Source organism: Pseudomonas sp. GM21 (genome assembly GCF_000282215.1).
In the GTDB taxonomy this organism is placed as follows: Bacteria; Pseudomonadota; Gammaproteobacteria; order Pseudomonadales; family Pseudomonadaceae; genus Aquipseudomonas.
Genome location: NZ_AKJS01000118.1, coordinates 37,841 through 59,064, shown reverse-complemented (window position 1 = coordinate 59,064; position 21,224 = coordinate 37,841). Strand labels below are relative to the sequence as shown.

Below are 21,224 nucleotides of genomic sequence, written 5' to 3'. Positions count from 1 at the left end.
CAAACTGGCCCGCATTGTTCCAGCCCTTGAGGGTTTTGGGAATGGGGTCGGGTCGGGCGGTCGCCTGTTGAAATGACTCAGCACAACCCCTCGCCACAGGAAATCAGTGACCTTGGCCGGAGTGCCCACCGGCGCCCTTCCCCGGGCCTTTGCCGGCCTCGGCCTTTCTGCCGCCTTGGGCATCGTGGCTGGCTTTGTCTGCCTCAGCCGCCGCTTTCTCAGCGGCTTTTCCCAACTGGTCGACAGTCGCCAGGTTGCTCTTGCGCACAGACTCGACAAACCCCTGGAACGGCAGATCGGTGATGCCCACCAGACCAAAGTGCCCATTCTCACCGTCCAGCAACCGCCCGGTGACGGGTTGGTCCAGATACTGGAACCAGTGCACTCCGACAATCGAGGGTTCGCTCAGCGCTTGTTTAAGGAAGTTCGCGTAAGCCAACCCACGATCTTCTTCCTTTGCCACTTGTGTCACACCGCCCCAGAACGGGCCGCGATCCGCCGAGCCGAAGTTGAATTCGGTGATCAGCACCGGTTTGTCGAGGCTGCGCAGCTTGGCGAAGTCGTAGCCATCCTGCGGTTGCAGGGTGTACATGTTGAAGCTCAACACGTCGCAATATTGAGCGCAGGAGTCCACGGCTTCCGGGGTGCTGATGGCGAAACGACCGCCCAACAACAGCTGGTTCGGCGCATGCCACTTGAGCGAATCGGAAATGGTTTTGAAATAGGTGTCAGCGAAGACCTTCTGGAAGTATTTGAAATCGGCCTCGATTTCCGGGTGCTCAGCGCTTGGCTGCGGCGGTACGAACCCCGGGTCTTCCATCAATTCCCATGCCGGCAAGTCGATACCCCAGGCTTTGGACAGACCGGCCTGATTGCGATATTTGTCCCGCAGTTGCTTGAGGAACGCGCGTTTGGCCGGCACGTCGGTGGTCATTTTCAAGGTGCCGTAAGCCAAGGCGTAACGGGCTTTCGGGTCATCACCGGGACCGGCCCAGGCTAATTCGTTGTCAGCGTAGTAGCCGATCAGCCACGGGTCATCGCGATGGTCGCGGGTGGCAATGGCCACGGCTCGTTCGGTGGCCATGGCGAAACGCGGATCGAACGGGTCGGGCATACCACCCCACCAGTCGGTGCCGGTGCTGATGCTGGCGTAATCGCCGACGATCGACAGCGGCAAGGTGTAAGGCACTCGATCAGCATTGCCCAGCGACTCAGCGCTCCAGTTTCCGATGGTGTTGAAACCCCAGGTTTGCAGGCGATCCAGGGTGTGGCCGGTCCAGCGTTGTTCATCCACCACCGCTTTGCAGGGTTCGGCGGGAGTGTTCTCAGCCGCTTTCGCAACAGTCGCGTCAACGGCGCCGGTCTTGGCGGCTTCGGCAACGCCGGCTTCGGTGGTCGCCGGGATCACCGGTGGCTCGGCGGCCTTCTCGACCGTCGCTTCGACCGCGTCGGCCTTGGCCGCGGCGGCGACGCCGGCCTTGGTGTCGCTGCCCAATACACAAGGTTCGCCATACAAACGCTGCAAGTTGGCGCCGTAAAAGTCGTACCAGCGACCGGCGTCGTAGCTGCGCCCCTGATCCGCACCATTGCCGCCACGGTTGTTGCCTTCACCAAAATGATTAGCCAGCGCTTCATCGGGTTTTGGCAGGGATTCGAACATCCACTCGCGACCAGCGACGTAGGTCTGGTTAACGTCCGGGGTCACGGTATTGACCCCAAGCGAATAGAACGGATGCCCTTGCGGGGTCACCAGATACCAGCGACCGTCACGCTTTTCGGTACGGAAGTAACCGCTGGCGTTGAACGTCGGGCCTTTGGTCCAGCCACCGAAAGTGTCCAAGGAAGATTTTTCGCGCTCGGCCAGCCAGGTTTTCAGTTGCTGCTGTTCCTTGGCGGCGGCGCTTTTGAGTTGCTCATCGTTGTTGATTTTTTCCGGCCATTTGGCCCGGGTCGACTGACCGTAAGCATCCACCAATCCGCCATAAACGGCGTGGATCACCGCCTCGCCGTCCTGCACGCCAAAACGTTCGAGCAAAATGTTCTGGGCCACTTTCGGTTGATCCATCGACAAGGTCACCGACACCACCTGGCCGCGATCCAGTTGACCGGCGCTGCTGGCCAGCAAAATGCGCTGCCCGTCGACCGTCATCGGCATCGGCGGCCCGGCTTTCATGCCCTGGCTCAAGGGTGAGCTTGCCACCAACGGTACCAGCAAGGTCTGCGCAGGGCCGGCCGGCAAATCGACGCGACTGAACAGTGTCTTGCCGTCATTACTCTGGATTTTTACGTAAAGGGTCACGGCCCAGTCCATCGCACTCTGAATCCGCAGGCTCATCACACCCGACTGTGACCAGTCCCAGGCACCGGTTTGCGGCGTCAGTCGCAAACTCGGCTGGGCCACCGGATTGAAAGTGACCCGGCGCAACACTTCGCCTTCGGCTGTTTGCTCCGCATTGGATTGCGGCAGGCTGGCATCCTGAGTCGTCACCTGGACCACGTCGGCAGGGCGTACAAAGTTGAACAGCGTCTGTTGGCTGGCAGGGGCCGCCAGCAAAGGAGCTGCGAACATCAGGGCAAATACAGCGGGCAACGAACGGCGAATCATAGGAACGTGTTTCTCCCTAACGACCTTCAATGGTCAGTGGAAAAGCGATGGTAGAGAGATAGACAACGCGGTGGGCAAATGTGCCCACCGGTGAATCAGGAAATTTCGCGACGGAATGGCGGCAACGCATTGAGGATGGCTTTGCCGTAACGCTGGGTGACCAGACGTCGATCCAGCAAGGTGATGGTGCCGCGGTCTTCTTCGGTGCGCAGCAAGCGACCGCAGGCCTGGACCAGTTTCAGCGAGGCATCGGGCACGGAGATTTCCATGAATGGATTGCCGCCACGGGCTTCGATCCATTCCGCCAGCGCCGCTTCGACGGGATCGTCCGGCACCGAGAACGGAATCTTCGCGATGACTACGTGCTCGCAGTACGCGCCCGGCAAGTCGACGCCTTCGGCGAAACTCGCGAGGCCGAACAACACGCTGGAGTCCCCGCCATCGACGCGTGCCTTGTGCTTGTTCAACGTTTCCTGCTTCGACAGGTTGCCTTGAATGAACACCTGCTTGCGCCAGTCGCGGTCGAGGCCGTCGAACACGTCCTGCATCTGCTTGCGGGAAGAGAACAACACCAGCGTGCCCCGCGAGCCCTCAACCAGTTGCGGCAGATCCCGAATGATCGCGGCGGTGTGGGCCGGTGCATCACGCGGATCGGCTTTCAGATCCGGTACTCGCAGCACGCCGGCATCAGCATGATGGAACGGGCTCGGAACCACGGCGGTCACGGCTTTTTTCGGCAGCCCGGCACGCATGCGGAAACGGTCGAAGGTGCCCAGGGCCGTCAGCGTTGCCGAAGTCACCAGTGCGCCGTATGCGACGTTCCACAGATTGCGCCGGAGCATTTCCGCCGCGAGGATCGGGCTGGCGTTGACCTCGATGTCGAACAGCGAACCGCTTTCGGCCAGGGTCAACCAACGGGCCATGGGCGGGTTGTCTTCCGGGTCTTCGGCGGTGAACGCGCCCCACAATTCCCAATTGCCCGAGGAACGGGACAACAGGCTGCCAAACAGTGGATACCACTCTTCGGCTTGATTGCTGGCGATGCCGATGTTGACCTCGCCGTCCATGCCTTCCTTGAGCAACTCGGTGAGCCGGGTGAACAGGTCGGTCAAACGGGCAAAGCCCTTCTTCAACTCAATGCCCATCTCGCGCATGTGCTCGGGAATCACCCCGCCAACAAAGCGGTGGCGCGGCCGCTCGCGACCTTCGACGTCTTCGCCGGGTTTGAAATCGGCGGCCTGTTCACAGGCGGTGAACATGAATTGCTGCTGGGTCTTGATCTCGCGGGCCAGTTCCGGCACTTGCTCGATCAGCTTGCCGAGGTCACCCGGCAACGGATGTTGGGCCAGTAATTTGGTGAGGTTTTTCGCGGTGGTTTCCAGCCAGTCGGCGGTGGAGCGCAGACGCGTGTAATGGGCGAAATGGCCGATGGCCTTGTCTGGCAGGTGGTGACCTTCGTCGAATACGTAGATGGTGTCACGTGGATCCGGCAAAACAGCACCGCCGCCCAAGGCCAGGTCAGCCAGCACCATGTCGTGGTTGGTGACGATCACGTCGACCTTGCCCATGCCTTCGCGGGCCTTGTAAAAGGCGCACTGGCCAAAGTTCGGGCAATGGCGGTTGGTGCATTGGCTGTGATCGGTGGTCAGGCGCGCCCAGTCGGCGTCTTCCAGGGCCGTGGACCAACTGTCGCGGTCGCCGTCCCATTTATTGCCGGCGAGTTTTTCGATCATGCTGGTGAACAGCTTCTGACTGGCCTCGTCGACCTCTATCTTGAAGCCTTCTTCTTCGAACAACTGCGCGGTAGCGGTTTGTGCGTGGCCTTCCTGCAGCAGCATGTCGAGCTTGGACAGGCACATGTAGCGCCCGCGGCCCTTGGCCAACGCGAAGCTGAAATTCAGCCCGCTGTTGCGCATCAGGTCAGGCAAGTCCTTGTAGACGATCTGCTCTTGCAGAGCCACGGTGGCAGTGGCGATCACCAGGCGTTTGCCGGCAGCCTTGGCGGTCGGGATCGCCGCCAGGCTGTAGGCTACGGTTTTGCCAGTACCGGTGCCGGCTTCCACCGCAACAATCGCGGGGTCGCCACTGCGCCGGCCTTCGTCGTCGGTGTCAATGTCACCGAGGACTTTGGCAATTTCGGCGATCATCAGGCGTTGGCCGTAGCGCGGCTTGAGGCTCTTGGCTTCGAGAAAACGCGAGTAGGCGCCCTGGATCGTGGTTTTGAGTTCGGTGCTGATCATGGATTGTCGGGCGCAAAAAACGCTGGATAAATTTTCAGTGGTTCGGATCGCCGCTATCATACCCCGCTAATTAATCCCGCGCAGAACGGAGTACCCCAATGACACCTTTTGGCATCGTTTATACCCTGCATGTCCTGTCCGCCCTCGTGTGGGTGGGCGGCATGTTTTTCGCCTGGATGGTCTTGCGCCCCGCCGCAGTGACAGCGCTGGAAGGCCCCGCCCGGTTGAAACTGTGGGTGGAAGTGTTTCAAGGATTTTTCCGCTGGGTGTGGGTCGCGGTGGTGCTGTTGCCGGTCAGCGGTGTCGGCATGATTCATCTGCAACACATCGGGTTCGAGACCGCGCCGCGGTATGTGCAGGTGATGATGGGCTTGTACGTGGTGATGACGGCGCTGTTTATCCGGATTCAGGCATTAATGTTGCCTGAGTTGCGCGCGGCGGTGACGGCGCAGGATTGGCCGGCAGGGGCGGCGGTGCTAGGGAGAATTCGGCGGTTGGTGGGGATTAATCTTCTGGTGGGCTTGTTGCTGGTGGCGATTGCCGCGGCCCGACCGATGTTTTAATGATCGTTCCCACGCTCTGCGTGGGAATGCAGCCCGTGACGCTCCGCGTCACTGGACGCGGAGCGTCCCTTGAGGCATTCCCACGCGGAGCGTGGGAACGATCAATCAAAACTGCTTACAACCGCTGAACCGTCACCGACCCCGCCGCACCGGCAGGTCCTGGCTGACCATCAGCACCCGGTTTACCACTCTTGCCGCCATCGGTGGTGTACACGAGACAGCCCTTGGCCTTGCCACCCGCTCCTGGTTTACCGCCAGGACCTGCAAGGCCACCGGCACCTCCCGCCACCTGCACCTTGATTTTATCCGTCGGAAAATCACGCGGCACCTCCAGCCTTACCTGCGCGCCCGAAGCACCCGGCTGACCATCGCTGCCATTGCTGCCATCCGCACCGCGACCGGCCTGCCCCCAGGTGCACCCCGGTGCCTGGCCATTGGCGCCATCAAGACCGAAAAACCCCGGAGCGCCCGCGCCGCCGCGAGCGTCAACCGACAATTGCGGGGCATTCAACGCATGGATCTGCAAGTTCAGGTTGCGCCCCGACCGTGCAGCTTTCTGGAAACTGCCCGGTGCGCCCCTCGCGGTGATCTGGCTGCCTTCAGACAATTCGGCGCGGCGCACTTTGAATGCCAGCGTTTGTTCACTTGGCACAATGGCAATTCGCGCTTCACGCCCCAAATGCAATTCGCCCACCGTCACTTCGGTCACATTCGAAGGAATCAGCAACGTGCCGTAATCAGCGACTTCCAGCCGCTCCAGTTGCAAGGTACTGGCCGTATTGGGCAGACGCATCAGTGAGTTGCTTTCGACGCTGACAACCTGAGCGCAAGCCAGTGGACTGATAAAAGCGGCGAGCAGACAGAGATTACGCATGGGAAGCCTTAGGTGCGGAGGGAGTCGGGAGGGTTTGCAGGTGAAACACGCCGAAAATGGCAATTTGAAGGCGATCACGCCAAGGATGCGCGCGGCCTCTGAGACTGCGGTTGCAGAACACCAACTCCAGAAGATGGAACAGTGCCAGCGCGCCACCGGCCAGCTCGACCAACGAGTGCAGGGGATAAACAAACGGCGCGAGCAGATTGACCAGCACCACCAACCAGAACAGCAGGGTCAACAACTTCCCCAGCCACCAAAACACCTTCATACGCCCCCCGCTGATCATTATTGTTTGCGAGCACAGTAGCGGCTTCCACGAGGAATATGCCAGAGGGCAACAGAAAAATCTTGATGAAGACTGCCGAATGGCCGTCGACCCACTGTGCGGGTGGTCGACGGCTCTAATTCGTGGCTCAGGTCACATTGATGTGCAAATCCACGCGACGGTTTTTCGCGCGCCCTTCTTCGGTATCGTTTTCAGCCACAGGCTCACTTTCGCCTTTACCTTCACTGCTGACTTTGTTCGGCGCCACGCCCTGACTCAACAGGTAGTCCGCCACGCTGTTGGCGCGACGTTCCGAAAGTGTCTGATTGTAGGCATCGGTACCGACGTTGTCGGTATGGCCGACCACTTTGATACTCGACACATCCGCGCCTTGCAACCTGGTCATCAAGGCATCCAGCTGACTCTTCGCTGCGGGGGTCAGGTCAGACTGGTTGGTGGCAAACAACACATCGCCCGCATCGCTGAGGGTGATGACTTCCGCTTGCACGACAGGTTCTGTCACACCGCCCGGGTATTGCGGCCGCGGACAACCATGATGTTCGACAGGCGTGTCGGCAGGGGTATCGGGGCAGCGATCACGTCGATCGAAGACACCATCGCTATCCTGATCGCCATCCTGAGCGTAACAGATCAAGCCACCGGTCAAGATTCCAAGCGCTGCGCCCCCGGCCGCCCAGGCACCACTTTCGATGGCGCCCAAACCTCCGCCCACCAGACCGCCAATGAGGCTGCAGATCGGCCAGGTTCGTTGATTGAGGGGGGCAGTACCATCACTGTGAGTTGCGCAACCGGTCAACAGGCTGCCAAGCAGCAGAACCGGCAAGACGGTCCTTGTGAGAACGCTCATATTAAAAGCTCCTGTGTTACCGGCTTAATACCGGTTACACAGGAGTAAAGACCCGCATCCGCGACTACACAAGCCGCGGAGCGGAAGGGACTTAACGGTTGATTTTGATTTCCGTGCGACGGTTCTGCGCGCGGCCGTCAGCGGTGCTGTTATCGGCGACCGGCTGGCTTTCACCCGCACCGACCACAGATACGAAGCTGCTGCGTGGCACACCTTCCTGGATGAGGTATTCAACCACCGAGTGAGCGCGTTTATCCGACAGTTTCTGGTTGTAGGCATCGCTGCCCACGCTATCGGTATGGCCGGTAACGGTCAATTGAGCGGAAGACGATTCCCCTTTCAAGCGCGTGGCAACCTTGTCGAGTACCTCTTTGTCGGACTCGGTGAGCGTAGCTTTGTCAAACTGGAAGTGAACATCGCGGATGACAATCGTTTCTTCCTTGACCACGACGGCCTCTTCGACCACAGGCGCAGGTGGTGGGCAACCGTTGGCATCGACCGTCACACCGTGAGGTGTGCCTGGGCACTTGTCGCGACTGTCCGGCACACCATCGCCATCTTCGTCGCCATCACCGTGTACCCAGCAATAGGCTGCGGCCGTACCGCCGACAAGCAGCGCACCATAGCCTGCCCATGCGGAGCTCTCGGTCGCGCCGAGACCCGCACCAATGACACCCCCGACAGCCGCACAGGTCGGCCAGTCGGTTTTCTGCAAACCTGCACAACCAGTCAACACACTGGTTAGCAGAACCAAGGGTAATGCTGTCCGAACTATGCTCATCTAGTTTTCTCCTGAGGGATCGGCTTAGAACCGATTCTGGTAGTAAAGACCCGAGTATTAATCTGCGCCAGCAAGAGGCCACGGCTGTTTTATCTGCGTTCACCACGCAATGTCGTATTTGCTGTAAACCTGCGCTAGGCCCGGACGTTTGGGCAGGCTAGTCTTGGCGCTCTGATTGAGGATCTTTGATGACTGCAGGTATTTCTTCGCGCACGCCGCAACAGGCGTTGGCGGCTTTGCTAGACCGTTACGCCCCCGCGCAGCTGTTGCTGATCGGTGCCAGTGAGTTCCCCGCGCTGGCAGCATTCAAACTTGCCCACCCGGATACGTGTGTGGCCCATGCGGCACCGGGGCCGTTGCCGGAGGACCTGGCGGCGCGCCGGTTTGACCTGGCGCTGGCAGTCGATTGCCTCGAACATTTGCCCAAGCGCGATGGCCTGAACCTGCTCGGAGGGATCCGCAACCTCAACGCCAGCCGCATTGCCGTGTTGGCGGACTTGTCGGCCAGTGGCTGGCAGGAGACGGATTTTTTCTCACTGGCCCTGCAAGCGAGCGAGCGCTTCCAGCGCGACGAACAAGTGTTGACGCTGTTTACCTATGATCTGCTTGAATACAAGCAAGTACCCGATTGGCTCAACTCACGCTTTTGGGCCAATCCGGAAAACTTCGGGAAATATTGGTGGTAATGCCATGAGTACATCCATTTGCCCTTGTGGCAGCGGCACCCTGCTCGATGCCTGTTGCGGTCATTACCATGCCGGGCATCCGGCGCCGTGTGCCGAAGCCTTGATGCGTTCGCGCTACAGCGCCTACGTACTGGGGTTGATCGACTATCTGGTGGCGACCACCCTGCCTGCCCAGCAGGCTGGCCTGAATCGTCAGTCCATCAGCGACTGGAGTGCGCAAAGCACCTGGCTGGGTCTGGAAGTCGAAAGCTCCGAAGTCTTTGGCGGCCAGCCGGAACATGCCTTCGTGACCTTCACCGCGCGCTGGCACGATGGCAGCGGCGAACACAGCCACCGCGAGCGCTCGTCATTCGTACAGAATGCTGGCCACTGGTACTTCATCGACCCTACCGTGCAACTCAAGGCCGGGCGCAATGACGCTTGCCCATGCGCCAGCGGTCAAAAATTCAAGAAGTGTTGTGCAGGTTATTTCAGCAATTGAGTGACGCCTCGTAGCAGCTGCCGGAGGCTGCGTCCGACTGCGAAGCAGTCGCAAGACCAGGCAAAGCGTTGTTCAGTTGGATCGAGGTGACAGGAATACGACTGCTTCGCAGTCGGACGCAGCCTCCGGCAGCTGCTACAGGTTCAAGGGAGATACACGACCATGATCACCCGGCGACACGCACTTTATCTGCTCAGCCTGCTGCTGTTTTTGGGGCTCACCGGCTGTGCGTCCTGGTTCGTTGACGATGAGCCGGACCCCGTGGTGCATCTGGTCAAGGTTGAAGTCGTGCGGGCAAAACTGCTGGAACAGAAATTTCTCCTGCACTTTCGTATCGACAACCCCAATGACAGCGACTTGAACGTGCGCAGCCTCGAATACCGGATTCACTTGGGTGACATCCTGCTGACCGAAGGCGAGTACGACAACTGGTTCAGCATCGGACCCAAGCACAGCGCCTATGTAAAAGTGCCGATCCGTACCAACCTGTGGCCCAAGGTGCGAGACCTGGTGAAAATGCTGAAAAATCCCGATCAATCCATTCCCTATCGTCTGGAAGGTGAACTGAAAACCGGTTTATTCATCCCTCATGACGTGCACCTGGCGCGCAATGGCGTGATAATCCCCGCCGATTTAATTCCGGAGCACACCCAATGACCCAGCAACCTCACGTCCATGGCCCTGACTGCAACCACGATCATGACCATCACGACCACCATGATCACGAGCATGGCCATGTTCACGGCCCGAACTGTGGCCACGCCCCTCAGGAACCGGTGCGCAACGCCCTGAAAGACGTCGGTCGCAACGACCCTTGCCCATGCGGCAACGGCAAGAAATTCAAGAAGTGCCACGGCGCTTGATGCTGCGGGCGAAAATATTTTTCGCCTGTTGAATCGCAATCGCGAGCAGGCTCACTCCCACAATAGATCTCCAGGATTCACAAATAGTGTGTCCACAGCAGATCCCATGTGGGAGCGAGCCTGCTCGCGATGACTGACTCGAAGTCACCCTCGGCTCAGGATCTGCGCAGTGCTGACGACCGTCGCATACTCCCCGTGCAAATTCCCCAGCGACATCGCATGCACGTCTTCGGCCGAACGGGCATTACCAAAATAATCCGCCTTGTCGAAGGTAAAACACGCATCCTCCGCCACCCACGTTTCAAACCCCAGATTTGCGGCCGTTCGCGCCGTGGACTCCACCGAGTTGTTCGTTGCCACACCAACAATCACCAATTGATCAATGCCCGCCTCGCGCAAACGCGCCTCCAGATCCGTTGCACAAAAAGCATCCGGCACTTGTTTCTGAATCAGCTGTTCGCCCGCCATTGGCTCAAACCGTTGCTGAAATTCCACGCCTGATTGCTGCGGCCAGAACACTGAATCCGGGGAGCGGGACAGGTGCTGCACATGAATCACCGGTCGCCCGGTTCGACGCCAAAACGCCAACAACTCAAGGATTCTTTCTTCGGCCTGTGGATTATTTCGGCGACCGAGTCGGGGATGCAGAATGCCTTTTTGTTGATCAATGATGATCAGCGCTGCGTGGGTCTTGAGCTCCATTGCGGACGTTCTCATGCAAGGTCTTTGAGTTTCACGCACTTCAGCATCACCTCCTCTAACAGGCAAGTCATCGAACGCTGGAGGACTAATCGTTCCCACGCTCTGCGTGGGAATGCTGCCCGTCACGCTCCGCGTCCCATCCAAAGCCGAACGCGGAGCGTCCGTTGAGGCATTCCCACGCGGAGCGTGGGAACGATCTTCGGAAAGAAATAACCCGCCCGCCGCTTGCGCGCCCTCCTCCTGCTCACTAACGTAGCGCCTTTATTGCGCCTCTACCCCCGCAGGAGCTTTGCCATGGCCTCGCCAGCCCTTACACATTTTCTTCCCCGGTTCGGCGTTGCCGCAGCAGTGGCCAGTGTTTTGAGTCTGACCGGTTGTCAGACCATGAACGCTCAGGACACCCTCCCGCCGACCTCCGGTGTGCAGCCGCTCAAGGGCTTGGCGCAGAACGTATCGGTGCGTCGCAATGCCATGGGCATGCCATTGATCGAAGGCAACAGCTTCCACGACACGTTGTTCGCCCTGGGTTACGTTCACGCCAGCGACCGCATCACGCAAATGGTGACATTACGCCTGTTGGCCGAAGGACGGCTGGCGGAAATGTCCGGCGCTGACTTGCTGGATGCTGACCGCTATATGCGTGCGGTCAACCTGAAGAAAAGCGCGGGCGAGCTGTATAAAGCTTCTTCGCCGCGCCTCAAACGCTTCTTCGAAGTCTATGCTCGCGGCGTCAACGCCTACCTGTTCCGCTACCGCGACAAGCTGCCGGCGGACCTCGCGGCCTCCGGTTACAAACCGGAATACTGGAAACCGGAAGATTCGGCGCTGATTTTCTGCCTGCTGAACTTCAGCCAATCGGCCAACCTGCCGGAAGAAATTTCCTCGTTGATGCTGGCTCAGACCGTCACCACCGACAAACTCGCCTGGCTGACGCCGTCCGCACCCGATGAAAAATTGCCGCTGGCTGAAGCCGAAAAATTGCAAGGGATCAAGCTCAACGGGGCTACCCCTGGGTTGGCCGAGATCAACAAAGCCACGGGCCAACTGTCCGACCTGAATCTGTTGGGCGCCAGTTCCTCGAACAACTGGGCGATTGGCCCGCAACGCAGCCGCAGTGGCAAAAGCCTGCTGGCCAGCGACAGTCATGGCTCGCTCGGCGTGCCGTCATTGTTCAGTTACGTGCAGATTCGCGCGCCGAAATATCAGGCCTCGGGCGTGACCATTGCCGGCCTGCCGATGGTGCTCGGTGGCTTCAACGGCAAAGTGGCCTGGAGCATGGCCACGGTCATGGGCGACAACCAGGACCTGTTCCTGGAAAAAATCAAGCGTCAGGGCAACGGCCTCACGTACGAAGTGGGTGGCAAATGGCAGCCCGCCGTCGTGCGTAACGAAACCTTCTTCGTCAAAGGCCAGCGCCCCGTTCGCGAAGCCGTGTACGAAACCCGTCACGGTCCGCTGCTCAACAGTGCCCAAGGCATGACACTGGCGAACGGTTTCGGCCTGGCCCTGCAAATGCCGAACTTCACTGATGACAAAACCCTGGACGCGTTTTTCGACCTGTCCCGGGCCCAGACCGTAGAGAAAGCGTCGGACGCCAGTCGCGAAATCCGCGCCATCGCACTGAACATGGTCTTCGCTGACGTCAGTAACATCGCCTGGCAAGTGACCGGCCGTTACCCGAACCGTCGCGAAGGCGAAGGCCTGCTGCCATCGCCGGGCTGGGAAGGTCGTTACGATTGGGACGGTTACGCCGACCCGATGCTCCACCCTTACGATCAGGACCCGGCCCAAGGCTGGCTCGGCACTGCCAACCAGCGTGTCATCCCCCACGGCTACGGCATGCAATTGTCCAATTCCTGGGCGGCACCGGAGCGGGGCGAACGCCTGGCCGAACTGGCGGGCGCGGGCAAACACGACGCACGCAGCGTGATCGCCATGCAGTATGACCAGACCACCACCTTTGCCACCAAACTGAAGAAAATGTTTGAAGCCCCGGGCATGGCCCAGCCACTCAAGCAGGCCATTGAAGCGCTGCCGGTGGCAGAGCGTGGCATGGCGCGTGAGGCGTATACGCGCCTGATGGCGTTCGACGGCAAGCTCAGCGCAACCTCCGCCGATGCGGCGATGTATGAATTGTTTCTGCAAGAAAGCATGAAACAAATTTTCCTCGACGAACTCGGTCCGCAAAGCAGTCCGGCGTGGAAAGCCTTTGTCGCCAACGGCAAGCTGTCCTATGCCGCGCAGGCCGATCATCTGCTTGGGCGCGACGACAGCCCGTTCTGGGATGACGTGCGCACACCACAAAAAGAAGACAAGCCGGCGATCCTCGCTCGCAGTCTGGCAGCGGCGATCAGCGCAGGCGACAGTCAGTTGGGCGGCGATCACAAAGCCTGGCAGTGGGGCAAACTGCACCACTACGAGTGGAAAAACGCCAACGGCCAGATCGTTCGCGGGCCCGTCGCGGCGGGCGGAGACCACACTACGCTGAACACGGCGGCCTTCGCCTGGGGTCAGGACTTCAACACCACGCTGGCCCCGGCCATGCGCTTTATCGTCGACTTCAGCCAGGCCGAGCCGCTGATGGGTCAGAACAGCACCGGTCAGTCAGGCAACCCTGCCAGCCCGAACTACCTCAACAGCATCGAGCCTTGGCTCAAAGGGCAATACATGAGCTTGCCGATGCAGCCACAGAACTTTGACAAGGTGTATGGCAAGACGCAGTTGACCCTGGCACCTGGCAAGTAACCCCCCGATCCTGTGGGAGCGAGCCTGCTCGCGAATCGGCCCTGTCAGCCAACATTTCAGGTGACTGACACTCCGCTTTCGCGAGCAGGCTCGCTCCCACATGGAAATGTGATTGCTCAATAGAATTCAGATAGAACTTCTGGCTTCACGCCTACCTCATACCTAACAAGTCCCTCCATCCTGGCAACAACATGGATCTTGTTATCGCGCGTCCTGAAGGTTTGTATTGCCCGGCCGGGGATTTCTACATCGACCCGTGGCGGCCCGTCGAACGTTCGGTCATCACCCACGCTCACAGCGACCATGCCCGTAGCGGCAATCAACACTACTTGGCCGCGTCAGCCGGCGAAGGCATCTTGCGTGCTCGCCTCGGTGCAGATATCAACCTGCAAACCCTGCCGTACGGCCAGCCCCTCAAACATCATGGCGTCACCCTCAGTTTTCACCCCGCCGGCCACGTGCTCGGCTCGGCCCAGGTGCGACTGGAATACGGCGGCGAAGTCTGGGTCGCCTCGGGGGATTACAAGACCGAAGCCGACGGCACCTGTGCGCCCTTCGAACCGGTGCGTTGCCACACCTTCATTACCGAGTCGACCTTCGGCCTGCCGATCTATCGCTGGCAACCTCAGACTCAGGTGTTTGCCGAGATTAATCAGTGGTGGCAGGCCAACGCCGCCGCCGACATGGCCAGCGTGCTGTTCTGCTACTCCTTCGGCAAAGCGCAGCGAATTCTTCACGGTATCGACGCCAGCCTCGGCCCCATTCTGGTGCACGGCGCCGTAGAACCACTCAACCAGGTGTATCGCCAAAGCGGCGTTTATCTGCCGCCAACGATCTATGCCGGCGCGGTTCAAAAGAGTGACCCGATGATGCGCAAAGCGCTGGTCATCGCGCCGCCATCAGCGGGCGGCAGCACCTGGATGCGTCGTTTCGGCGAGTACAGCGACGGCTTCGCCAGCGGCTGGATGCGCTTGCGCGGGACCCGCCGCCGACGCGGTGTCGACCGGGGGTTTGTGCTGTCCGACCATGCCGATTGGCCGGGGCTGCTCTGGGCCATTGAACAAACCGGCGCCGAGCGGGTAATGGTGACCCACGGTTCGGTCGCCGTACTGGTGCGCCATCTGCGTGAACAGGGTCTTGATGCACAGAGCTTCAACACCGAGTACGGCGACGACGAAGAAGAAAACGCCGTGGTCGACCCTGAGCAAGACAAGGCATTGCCATGAAGGCCTTTGCCGAGTTGTATGCCGAACTCGACGCCACCACGTCGAGCAACGCCAAACTGGCTGCCATGCAACATTACTTTGCACAGGCTGCACCGCAAGATGCCGCGTGGGCGGTTTATTTTTTGTCCGGCGGGCGCCCCCGGCAATTGGTGCCCGTGCGTGTGCTGCGAGAACTGGCCGTAGAATTTTCCGGCCTTCAACCCTGGCTGTTCGAAGAAAGTTATCAAGCGGTTGGCGATATGGCAGAAACCATCTCCCTGGTACTGCCCGAATCGCCACACCGTTCCAGCGACGGATTGGCGGTATGGATTGAAGACAAGCTGCTGCCCTTGCGTGGCGAATCCACCGAAGTGCTCGCCGTACAATTGCCCGCACTCTGGTCGCAGCTGGACCGCACCAGTCTGATGCTCTGCATCAAACTGATCACTGGCAGCTTTCGTGTAGGCGTTTCCAAGCTGCTGGTGACCCGCGCCCTCGCGGCCATGGCCGGCCTCGACAGCAAGCGCGTGGCCCAGCGAATGGTTGGTTACACCGACCTGTCCCATCGACCCAGCGCTGCCAGTTACCTGAAATTGATCGCGGCTGAATCCAGTGATGAACACGCTCAGCGTGGGGGGCAGCCTTATCCGTTTTTCCTGGCCCATGCCTTGTCGCAACCGGTGGAGCAATTCGAAGCGCTGCTCGGCCCCGCGAGCCGATGGCTGGTGGAATGGAAATGGGATGGCATCCGTGCCCAGGTGGTCAAGCGCGACGGACGTCTGTGGGTCTGGTCGCGTGGAGAAGAATTGGTCACCGAGCGCTTCCCCGAATTTGAGCATCTGGTGCACGGTTTACCCGACGGCACCGTGATCGACGGCGAAATCGTTGCCTGGAAAACTGCAAGCCCCGGCACCGTGGATGCCTTTGACCCCGCCTCGCTCGCCCCTCCCGCCGTGCAACCGTTCGCCCTGCTGCAACAACGAATCGGACGCAAAGTCCTCAGCAAAAAAATCCTCGACGAGGTGCCCGTGGTGGTCCTCGCTTACGACCTGCTGGAATGGCAAGGCGCCGACTGGCGCAATCAGACACAGGCCACGCGTCGCACTCAGCTGGAAACACTCGTCGCCACCTGTCACAGCCCGGCGTTACTCGTCTCACCGGTATTGACCGGCGACAACTGGTTCGACCTCGCCCGCCAAAGGGAAGCGTCCCGCCGTCTCGGCGTCGAAGGCATGATGCTCAAGGCGCGGGATGCGCTGTACGGCGTTGGTCGAACAAAGGACATGGGCGTGTGGTGGAAATGGAAAGTCGACCCGTTCAGCGTTGACGCGGTGCTGATCTATGCACAACGAGGCCACGGACGCCGGGCGAACCTCTTTAGTGATTACACCTTCGCGGTCTGGGATGGCCCACCCGACTCCAGCGAACGCACGCTAGTGCCCTTCGCCAAAGCCTATTCAGGGCTGACCGATGAAGAAATGCGCCAGGTCGACAGCATCGTGCGCAAAACCACCGTGGAGAAATTCGGGCCGGTGAGCAGTGTGAAACCGAGCCTGGTCTTTGAACTGGGATTTGAAGGCATTGCCCTTTCGAAACGACACAAGAGCGGGATCGCCGTGCGTTTTCCGAGGATGCTGCGCTGGCGCCAGGACAAGTCGGTTGAAGAGGCTGACGACCTCGGCACGTTGCAGAATTTATTAAGCTGACCCCATCCCCGTGGGAGCGAACTTGCTCGCGATGAGGCCGTGTCATTCATCCTTTTTGTGACTGATACACCGCTATCGCGAGCAAGCTCGCTCCCACAGGGATTTGTGCCAACCCGAACCAACTTGGTGCAGTAGTTCCACGACGCCCGTTTTCGTGCACAATCCCTGCGCCGTCATTTCTTGTATGACCTTTTAAAACGCTTGTTCGGGACTCTGGTTCGGAAATTGCTACTTTCATCGGGTCTTACGCTTTCCAGTAACAATAATTCTGCGCCACAAGCGCTCATATTGGTTCTTAGGGATTGAATAATGAAAAAAGCATTGCTGACCTTTTCTGCACTCGCATTGTGCATGGCTGCGGGTTCCGCACTGGCCAAGGAATACAAAGAATTGCGTTTTGGCGTTGACCCTTCCTACGCACCTTTCGAGTCCAAAGCGGCCGACGGTAGCCTGGTAGGCTTTGACATCGATCTGGGGAACGCGATTTGCGCCGAGCTGAAGGTCAAGTGCAAATGGGTCGAAAGCGATTTCGACGGCATGATTCCGGGCCTCAAGGCCAATAAATTCGACGGTGTGATCTCTTCGATGACCGTCACCGAAGCCCGCGAAAAAGTCATCGACTTCTCCAGCGAACTGTTCTCCGGCCCGACCGCCTACGTGTTCAAAAAAGGTTCTGGCGTGACTGAAGACGTCGCCTCGCTCAAGGGCAAGACCGTCGGCTACGAACAAGGCACCATCCAGGAGGCCTATGCCAAAGCCGTACTGGACAAGGCCGGCGTTAAAACCCAGGCCTACGCCAACCAGGACCAGGTCTATGCCGACTTGACTTCCGGGCGTCTCGACGCAGGGATTCAGGACATGCTGCAAGCCGAACTGGGCTTCCTGAAGTCGCCACAGGGTGCCGATTACGATGTCAGCAAGCCAGTCGACAACGCTTTGCTGCCGGCCAAAACGGCTGTCGGTATTAAGAAAGGTAACACCGAGCTGAAAGCGCTTTTGGATAAAGGTATCAAAGCGTTACACGATGACGGCAAATACGCCGAGATTCAAAAGAAACACTTTGGCGATCTGAACCTGTACAGCGGCAAATAATGCCCGGCGCCCATCTCGCGATGGGCGCTTTTTTTATCCGATCAGGTTGCTGATTTATGTTCGAAAACCTATTACAAAATCTGGGGCTCTCTGCCTTCAGCCTCAAGGGCTTCGGTCCGTTGCTGATGGAAGGCACCTGGATGACCATCAAATTATCGGCGTTGTCGCTCTTGGTGGCCGTCTTGCTCGGCTTGCTGGGCGCCAGTGCCAAACTGTCCAAAGTCAAACTGGTGCGCGTGCCGGCGCAGGTCTACACCACGCTGATTCGCGGCGTGCCGGACCTGGTGCTGATGCTGTTGATCTTCTACAGCCTGCAAACCTGGCTGACGTCGTTCACCGACTTCATGGAATGGGAATACATCGAGATCAACCCGTTCAGCGCCGGGGTCATCACCCTGGGCTTCATCTATGGCGCGTACTTCACCGAGACCTTCCGTGGCGCGATCCTCGCAGTCCCGCGTGGCCAGGTCGAAGCCGCAACCGCTTATGGCCTCAAGCGTGGCCAGCGTTTCTGGATCGTGGTGTTCCCGCAAATGATGCGCTTTGCCCTGCCGGGTATCGGCAATAACTGGATGGTGATGCTCAAGGCCACTGCGCTGGTGTCGATCATCGGCCTCGCCGACCTGGTCAAGGCCGCTCAGGACGCCGGCAAAAGCACCTATCAACTGTTCTATTTCCTGGTGGTGGCCGCGGTGATTTACCTGCTGATTACCAGCGCCTCCAACTTCGTCTTGCGCTGGCTTGAACGCCGTTACGCCGCCGGTTCCCGGGAGGCCGTACGATGATCGAACTCTTGCAGGAGTACTGGAAACCCTTCCTTTATACCGACGGCAACAACATCACCGGCCTGGCCATGACCCTGTGGCTCCTGACCGCCTCGATCGTCATCGGTTTCCTGGTGTCGATCCCGCTGTCCATCGCTCGGGTGTCGCCGCACTTCTACATCCGTTGGCCGGTGCAGTTCTACACCTATCTGTTTCGGGGTACGCCGCTCTATATTCAGCTGCTGATTTGCTACACCGGGATTTATAGCCTGGCGGCCATTCGCGCCCAACCGGTGCTGGATGCGTTCTTTCGCGATGCGATGAACTGCACCATCCTCGCCTTCGCCCTGAACACCTGCGCCTACACCACGGAGATTTTCGCCGGGGCGATTCGCAGCATGAACCACGGTGAAGTCGAAGCCGCCAAGGCGTATGGCCTGACCGGCTGGAAGCTGTATGCCTACGTCATCATGCCGTCGGCCCTGCGTCGCTCGTTGCCGTATTACAGCAACGAAGTGATTCTGATGCTGCACTCGACCACCGTAGCGTTCACCGCGACCATTCCGGACGTCTTGAAAGTCGCTCGGGACGCCAACTCGGCGACCTTCCTGACCTTTCAGTCGTTCGGCATTGCCGCACTGATCTACCTGACTGTGACCTTTGCGCTGGTCGGCCTGTTCCGTCTCGCCGAACGGCGATGGCTGGCCTTCCTCGGGCCGACTCACTAGGACCCGCTTTAGGAATAAAGAAACATGCGCCACCAGATTCATGACCTGCTGGCCCCACTGCCGGGGACCGCACGACAAATTCACAGCTTCCACTTCGGCCCGACATCGGCCAACGGCAAGATTTACATCCAGTCGTCCCTGCACGCCGATGAAATGCCAGGCATGCTGGTGGCCTGGCACCTCAAGCAGCGCCTGGCCGAACTCGAAGCCGCCGGCCGGCTGCGCAGCGAAATCGTGCTGGTGCCGGTCGCCAACCCGGTGGGCCTGGAACAAGTGCTGCTGGAGGTCCCGCTGGGTCGCTTCGAGCTCGAAAGCGGCCAAAACTTCAATCGCTGGTTCGTCGATGTGAGCGAAGCGGTCGGCAATGAGATCGAAGGCCAACTCAGTGACGATCCACAACACAACCTCGGGCTGATCCGCGACAGTTTGCGCAATGCCCTGGCCAGGCAAACCGCCAGCACCCAACTGCAATCCCTGCGCCTGACCCTGCAACGCCTGGCCTGCGATGCGGACATGGTGCTGGACCTGCATTGCGATTTCGAAGCCGTCGCGCACCTTTACACCACGCCGCAAGCCTGGCCACAGGTCGAGCCCTTGGCGCGATACATCGGTGCCGAGGCGAGCTTGCTGGCTACCGACTCCGGCGGCCAATCATTTGATGAATGCTTCACCCTGCTGTGGTGGCAGTTGAAGGAACGCTTCGGCGAACACTTCGACATACCGCTGGGCAGTTTTTCAGTGACGGTCGAATTACGCGGCCAGGGTGACGTCAATCATCCGCTGGCCAGCCTCGATTGCCAGGCGATGATCGATTACCTGATTCACTTCGGCGCCATTGCCGGCGAACCGGCTCCACTGCCCGAGCTGCCCTACCCGGCCACGCCGCTGGCGGGTGTAGAGCCTGTGGCGACACCGGTCGGCGGGCTGCTGGTGTTCAACGCGCTGCCGGGGGAGTACCTGGAAGCCGGACAACTGATCGCCGAAATCATTGACCCGATCAACGATCGCGTCACCCCTGTTCATTGCACCGCCGCCGGGCTGATGTACGCCCGCTCGCTACGGCGCATGGCCACTGCCGGCATGGTGATCGCGCACGTCGCGGGCGCCGAAGCCTATCGCAGCGGCTACCTACTTTCGCCTTGAGGATGCATGCCCCATGTACAAACTGACCATCGAAGGCCTGCATAAAAGCTATGGCGATCATGAAGTTCTCAAAGGCGTTTCGCTCAAGGCCAATACCGGTGACGTCATCAGCCTGATCGGCGCCAGCGGCTCGGGCAAAAGTACGTTCCTGCGCTGCATCAACTTTCTTGAACAGCCCAACGACGGCGCCATGAGCCTCGACGGGCAGAACATCCGCATGATCAAGGATCGTCACGGCATGCACGTGGCCGATGCCAATGAGCTGCAACGGATCCGCACCCGCCTGGCCATGGTGTTCCAGCACTTCAACCTGTGGAGCCACATGACCGTGCTGGAAAACATCACCATGGCCCCGCGCCGGGTGTTGGGCTGCAGCAAGGAAGAGGCCGAAGACCGAGCCCGGCGCTATCTGGACAAGGTTGGCCTGGCCGCGCGCGTTGCCGACCAGTACCCGGCGTTTCTGTCTGGCGGTCAGCAACAGCGGGTCGCCATTGCCCGGGCGCTGGCCATGGAACCGGAAGTCATGCTGTTTGACGAACCGACATCGGCACTCGACCCGGAACTGGTGGGTGAAGTATTGCGAGTGATCCAGGGCCTGGCCGAAGAAGGCCGGACCATGATCATGGTGACGCATGAAATGAGCTTCGCCCGCAAAGTCTCCAACCAGGTGCTGTTCCTGCACCAAGGGCTGGTAGAGGAAGAAGGCGCGCCGGAAGACGTACTGGGCAACCCGAAGAGTGAACGGTTGAAGCAATTCCTCAGCGGCAACCTGAAGTAACACCGCAAAACCTGTGGGAGCGAGCCTGCTCGCGATGGAATCCTTGAGACCGCCATCGCCGGCAAGCCGTGCTCCTACGGGATCGCGTTGTTGCATTAAACCTTTCGCATCCCTGCGCGGTCACTGAAAGAA

General features: G+C 59.6%; 20 protein-coding genes. 13 read left to right on the top strand and 7 right to left on the bottom strand.

Annotated features, from left to right (window positions below):
- Positions 1-103 precede the first annotated feature (103 nt).
- Both PMI22_RS09265 and dinG read right to left on the bottom strand, forming a co-directional pair.
- The gene (locus PMI22_RS09265) at positions 104-2,605 is read right to left on the bottom strand and encodes a beta-galactosidase (protein ID WP_007947236.1); all 2,502 of its coding nucleotides are present in this window, start codon (positions 2,603-2,605) and stop codon (positions 104-106) included.
- A gap of 95 nt (positions 2,606-2,700) precedes the next feature.
- The gene (gene dinG, locus PMI22_RS09270; protein WP_007947234.1) at positions 2,701-4,845 is read right to left on the bottom strand and encodes an ATP-dependent DNA helicase DinG; all 2,145 of its coding nucleotides are present in this window, start codon (positions 4,843-4,845) and stop codon (positions 2,701-2,703) included.
- Positions 4,846-4,943: 98 nt separating this feature from the next.
- On the opposite strand from dinG, the gene PMI22_RS09275 reads away from it, so the two are divergent.
- A complete protein-coding gene (locus PMI22_RS09275) occupies positions 4,944-5,408 on the top strand; it encodes a CopD family protein (RefSeq protein ID WP_007947233.1) in 465 nt (154 codons plus the stop codon).
- A gap of 115 nt (positions 5,409-5,523) precedes the next feature.
- On the opposite strand, the gene PMI22_RS09280 is transcribed toward PMI22_RS09275, so the two are convergent.
- From PMI22_RS09280 to PMI22_RS09295, 4 genes are all read right to left on the bottom strand, one after another.
- Entirely contained in the window at positions 5,524-6,282 is a 759-nt protein-coding gene (locus PMI22_RS09280; protein ID WP_007947232.1) for a hypothetical protein, read from the bottom strand.
- Positions 6,275-6,553, bottom strand: a complete 279-nt coding sequence (locus PMI22_RS09285) for a DUF1145 domain-containing protein (RefSeq protein ID WP_033049463.1) — start codon at positions 6,551-6,553, stop codon at positions 6,275-6,277. The genes PMI22_RS09280 and PMI22_RS09285 overlap by 8 nt, the downstream gene beginning before the upstream one ends.
- Positions 6,554-6,698: 145 nt before the next feature.
- On the bottom strand, positions 6,699-7,418 hold the full coding sequence (locus PMI22_RS09290; RefSeq protein ID WP_007947230.1) for an OmpA family protein: 720 nt from the start codon (positions 7,416-7,418) through the stop codon (positions 6,699-6,701).
- 91 nt (positions 7,419-7,509) lie between these two features.
- Entirely contained in the window at positions 7,510-8,199 is a 690-nt protein-coding gene (locus tag PMI22_RS09295; protein WP_007947228.1) for an OmpA family protein, read from the bottom strand.
- Between the two features lie 188 nt (positions 8,200-8,387).
- Between PMI22_RS09295 and PMI22_RS09300 the strand changes: the two genes are divergently transcribed.
- The 4 genes from PMI22_RS09300 (at position 8,388) to PMI22_RS09315 (ending at position 10,229) form a co-directional block, all read left to right on the top strand.
- A complete protein-coding gene (locus PMI22_RS09300; protein ID WP_007947227.1) occupies positions 8,388-8,885 on the top strand; it encodes a DUF6231 family protein in 498 nt (165 codons plus the stop codon).
- Between the two features lie 4 nt (positions 8,886-8,889).
- Positions 8,890-9,366 (top strand): YchJ family protein, encoded by a 477-nt coding sequence (locus tag PMI22_RS09305; protein ID WP_007947225.1) that lies wholly within the window; start codon positions 8,890-8,892, stop codon positions 9,364-9,366.
- A gap of 162 nt (positions 9,367-9,528) precedes the next feature.
- Positions 9,529-10,023, top strand: a complete 495-nt coding sequence (locus tag PMI22_RS09310; protein WP_007947224.1) for an LEA type 2 family protein — start codon at positions 9,529-9,531, stop codon at positions 10,021-10,023.
- Complete coding sequence (locus PMI22_RS09315) at positions 10,020-10,229, top strand: SEC-C metal-binding domain-containing protein (RefSeq protein ID WP_007947222.1); 210 nt, start codon at positions 10,020-10,022, stop codon at positions 10,227-10,229. The genes PMI22_RS09310 and PMI22_RS09315 overlap by 4 nt, the downstream gene beginning before the upstream one ends.
- A 144-nt stretch (positions 10,230-10,373) precedes the next feature.
- Here PMI22_RS09315 and PMI22_RS09320 read toward each other — a convergent pair whose 3' ends face one another.
- A complete protein-coding gene (locus PMI22_RS09320) occupies positions 10,374-10,931 on the bottom strand; it encodes a cysteine hydrolase family protein (protein WP_007947221.1) in 558 nt (185 codons plus the stop codon).
- A gap of 294 nt (positions 10,932-11,225) precedes the next feature.
- On the opposite strand from PMI22_RS09320, the gene PMI22_RS09325 reads away from it, so the two are divergent.
- From PMI22_RS09325 to PMI22_RS09360, 8 genes are all read left to right on the top strand, one after another.
- Positions 11,226-13,676 (top strand): penicillin acylase family protein, encoded by a 2,451-nt coding sequence (locus PMI22_RS09325; RefSeq protein WP_007947220.1) that lies wholly within the window; start codon positions 11,226-11,228, stop codon positions 13,674-13,676.
- A gap of 191 nt (positions 13,677-13,867) precedes the next feature.
- Positions 13,868-14,902, top strand: coding sequence for a ligase-associated DNA damage response exonuclease (locus PMI22_RS09330; RefSeq protein ID WP_007947219.1), 1,035 nt, complete (start codon positions 13,868-13,870; stop codon positions 14,900-14,902).
- Positions 14,899-16,587 carry an ATP-dependent DNA ligase gene (locus PMI22_RS09335; protein WP_007947218.1) on the top strand — a complete coding sequence of 563 codons (1,689 nt, stop codon included), beginning with the start codon at positions 14,899-14,901 and terminating at the stop codon, positions 16,585-16,587. The genes PMI22_RS09330 and PMI22_RS09335 overlap by 4 nt, the downstream gene beginning before the upstream one ends.
- Positions 16,588-16,896: 309 nt before the next feature.
- Complete coding sequence (locus tag PMI22_RS09340) at positions 16,897-17,679, top strand: transporter substrate-binding domain-containing protein (RefSeq protein ID WP_007947217.1); 783 nt, start codon at positions 16,897-16,899, stop codon at positions 17,677-17,679.
- A 56-nt stretch (positions 17,680-17,735) separates the two neighbouring features.
- On the top strand, positions 17,736-18,464 hold the full coding sequence (locus tag PMI22_RS09345; protein ID WP_007947215.1) for an ABC transporter permease: 729 nt from the start codon (positions 17,736-17,738) through the stop codon (positions 18,462-18,464).
- Positions 18,461-19,171 (top strand): ABC transporter permease, encoded by a 711-nt coding sequence (locus PMI22_RS09350; RefSeq protein ID WP_007947214.1) that lies wholly within the window; start codon positions 18,461-18,463, stop codon positions 19,169-19,171. The genes PMI22_RS09345 and PMI22_RS09350 overlap by 4 nt, the downstream gene beginning before the upstream one ends.
- 24 nt (positions 19,172-19,195) lie before the next feature.
- On the top strand, positions 19,196-20,314 hold the full coding sequence (locus PMI22_RS09355; protein ID WP_007947213.1) for a succinylglutamate desuccinylase/aspartoacylase family protein: 1,119 nt from the start codon (positions 19,196-19,198) through the stop codon (positions 20,312-20,314).
- Positions 20,315-20,327: 13 nt separating this feature from the next.
- Positions 20,328-21,092 (top strand): ABC transporter ATP-binding protein, encoded by a 765-nt coding sequence (locus PMI22_RS09360; protein ID WP_007947212.1) that lies wholly within the window; start codon positions 20,328-20,330, stop codon positions 21,090-21,092.
- Positions 21,093-21,224 lie beyond the last annotated feature (132 nt).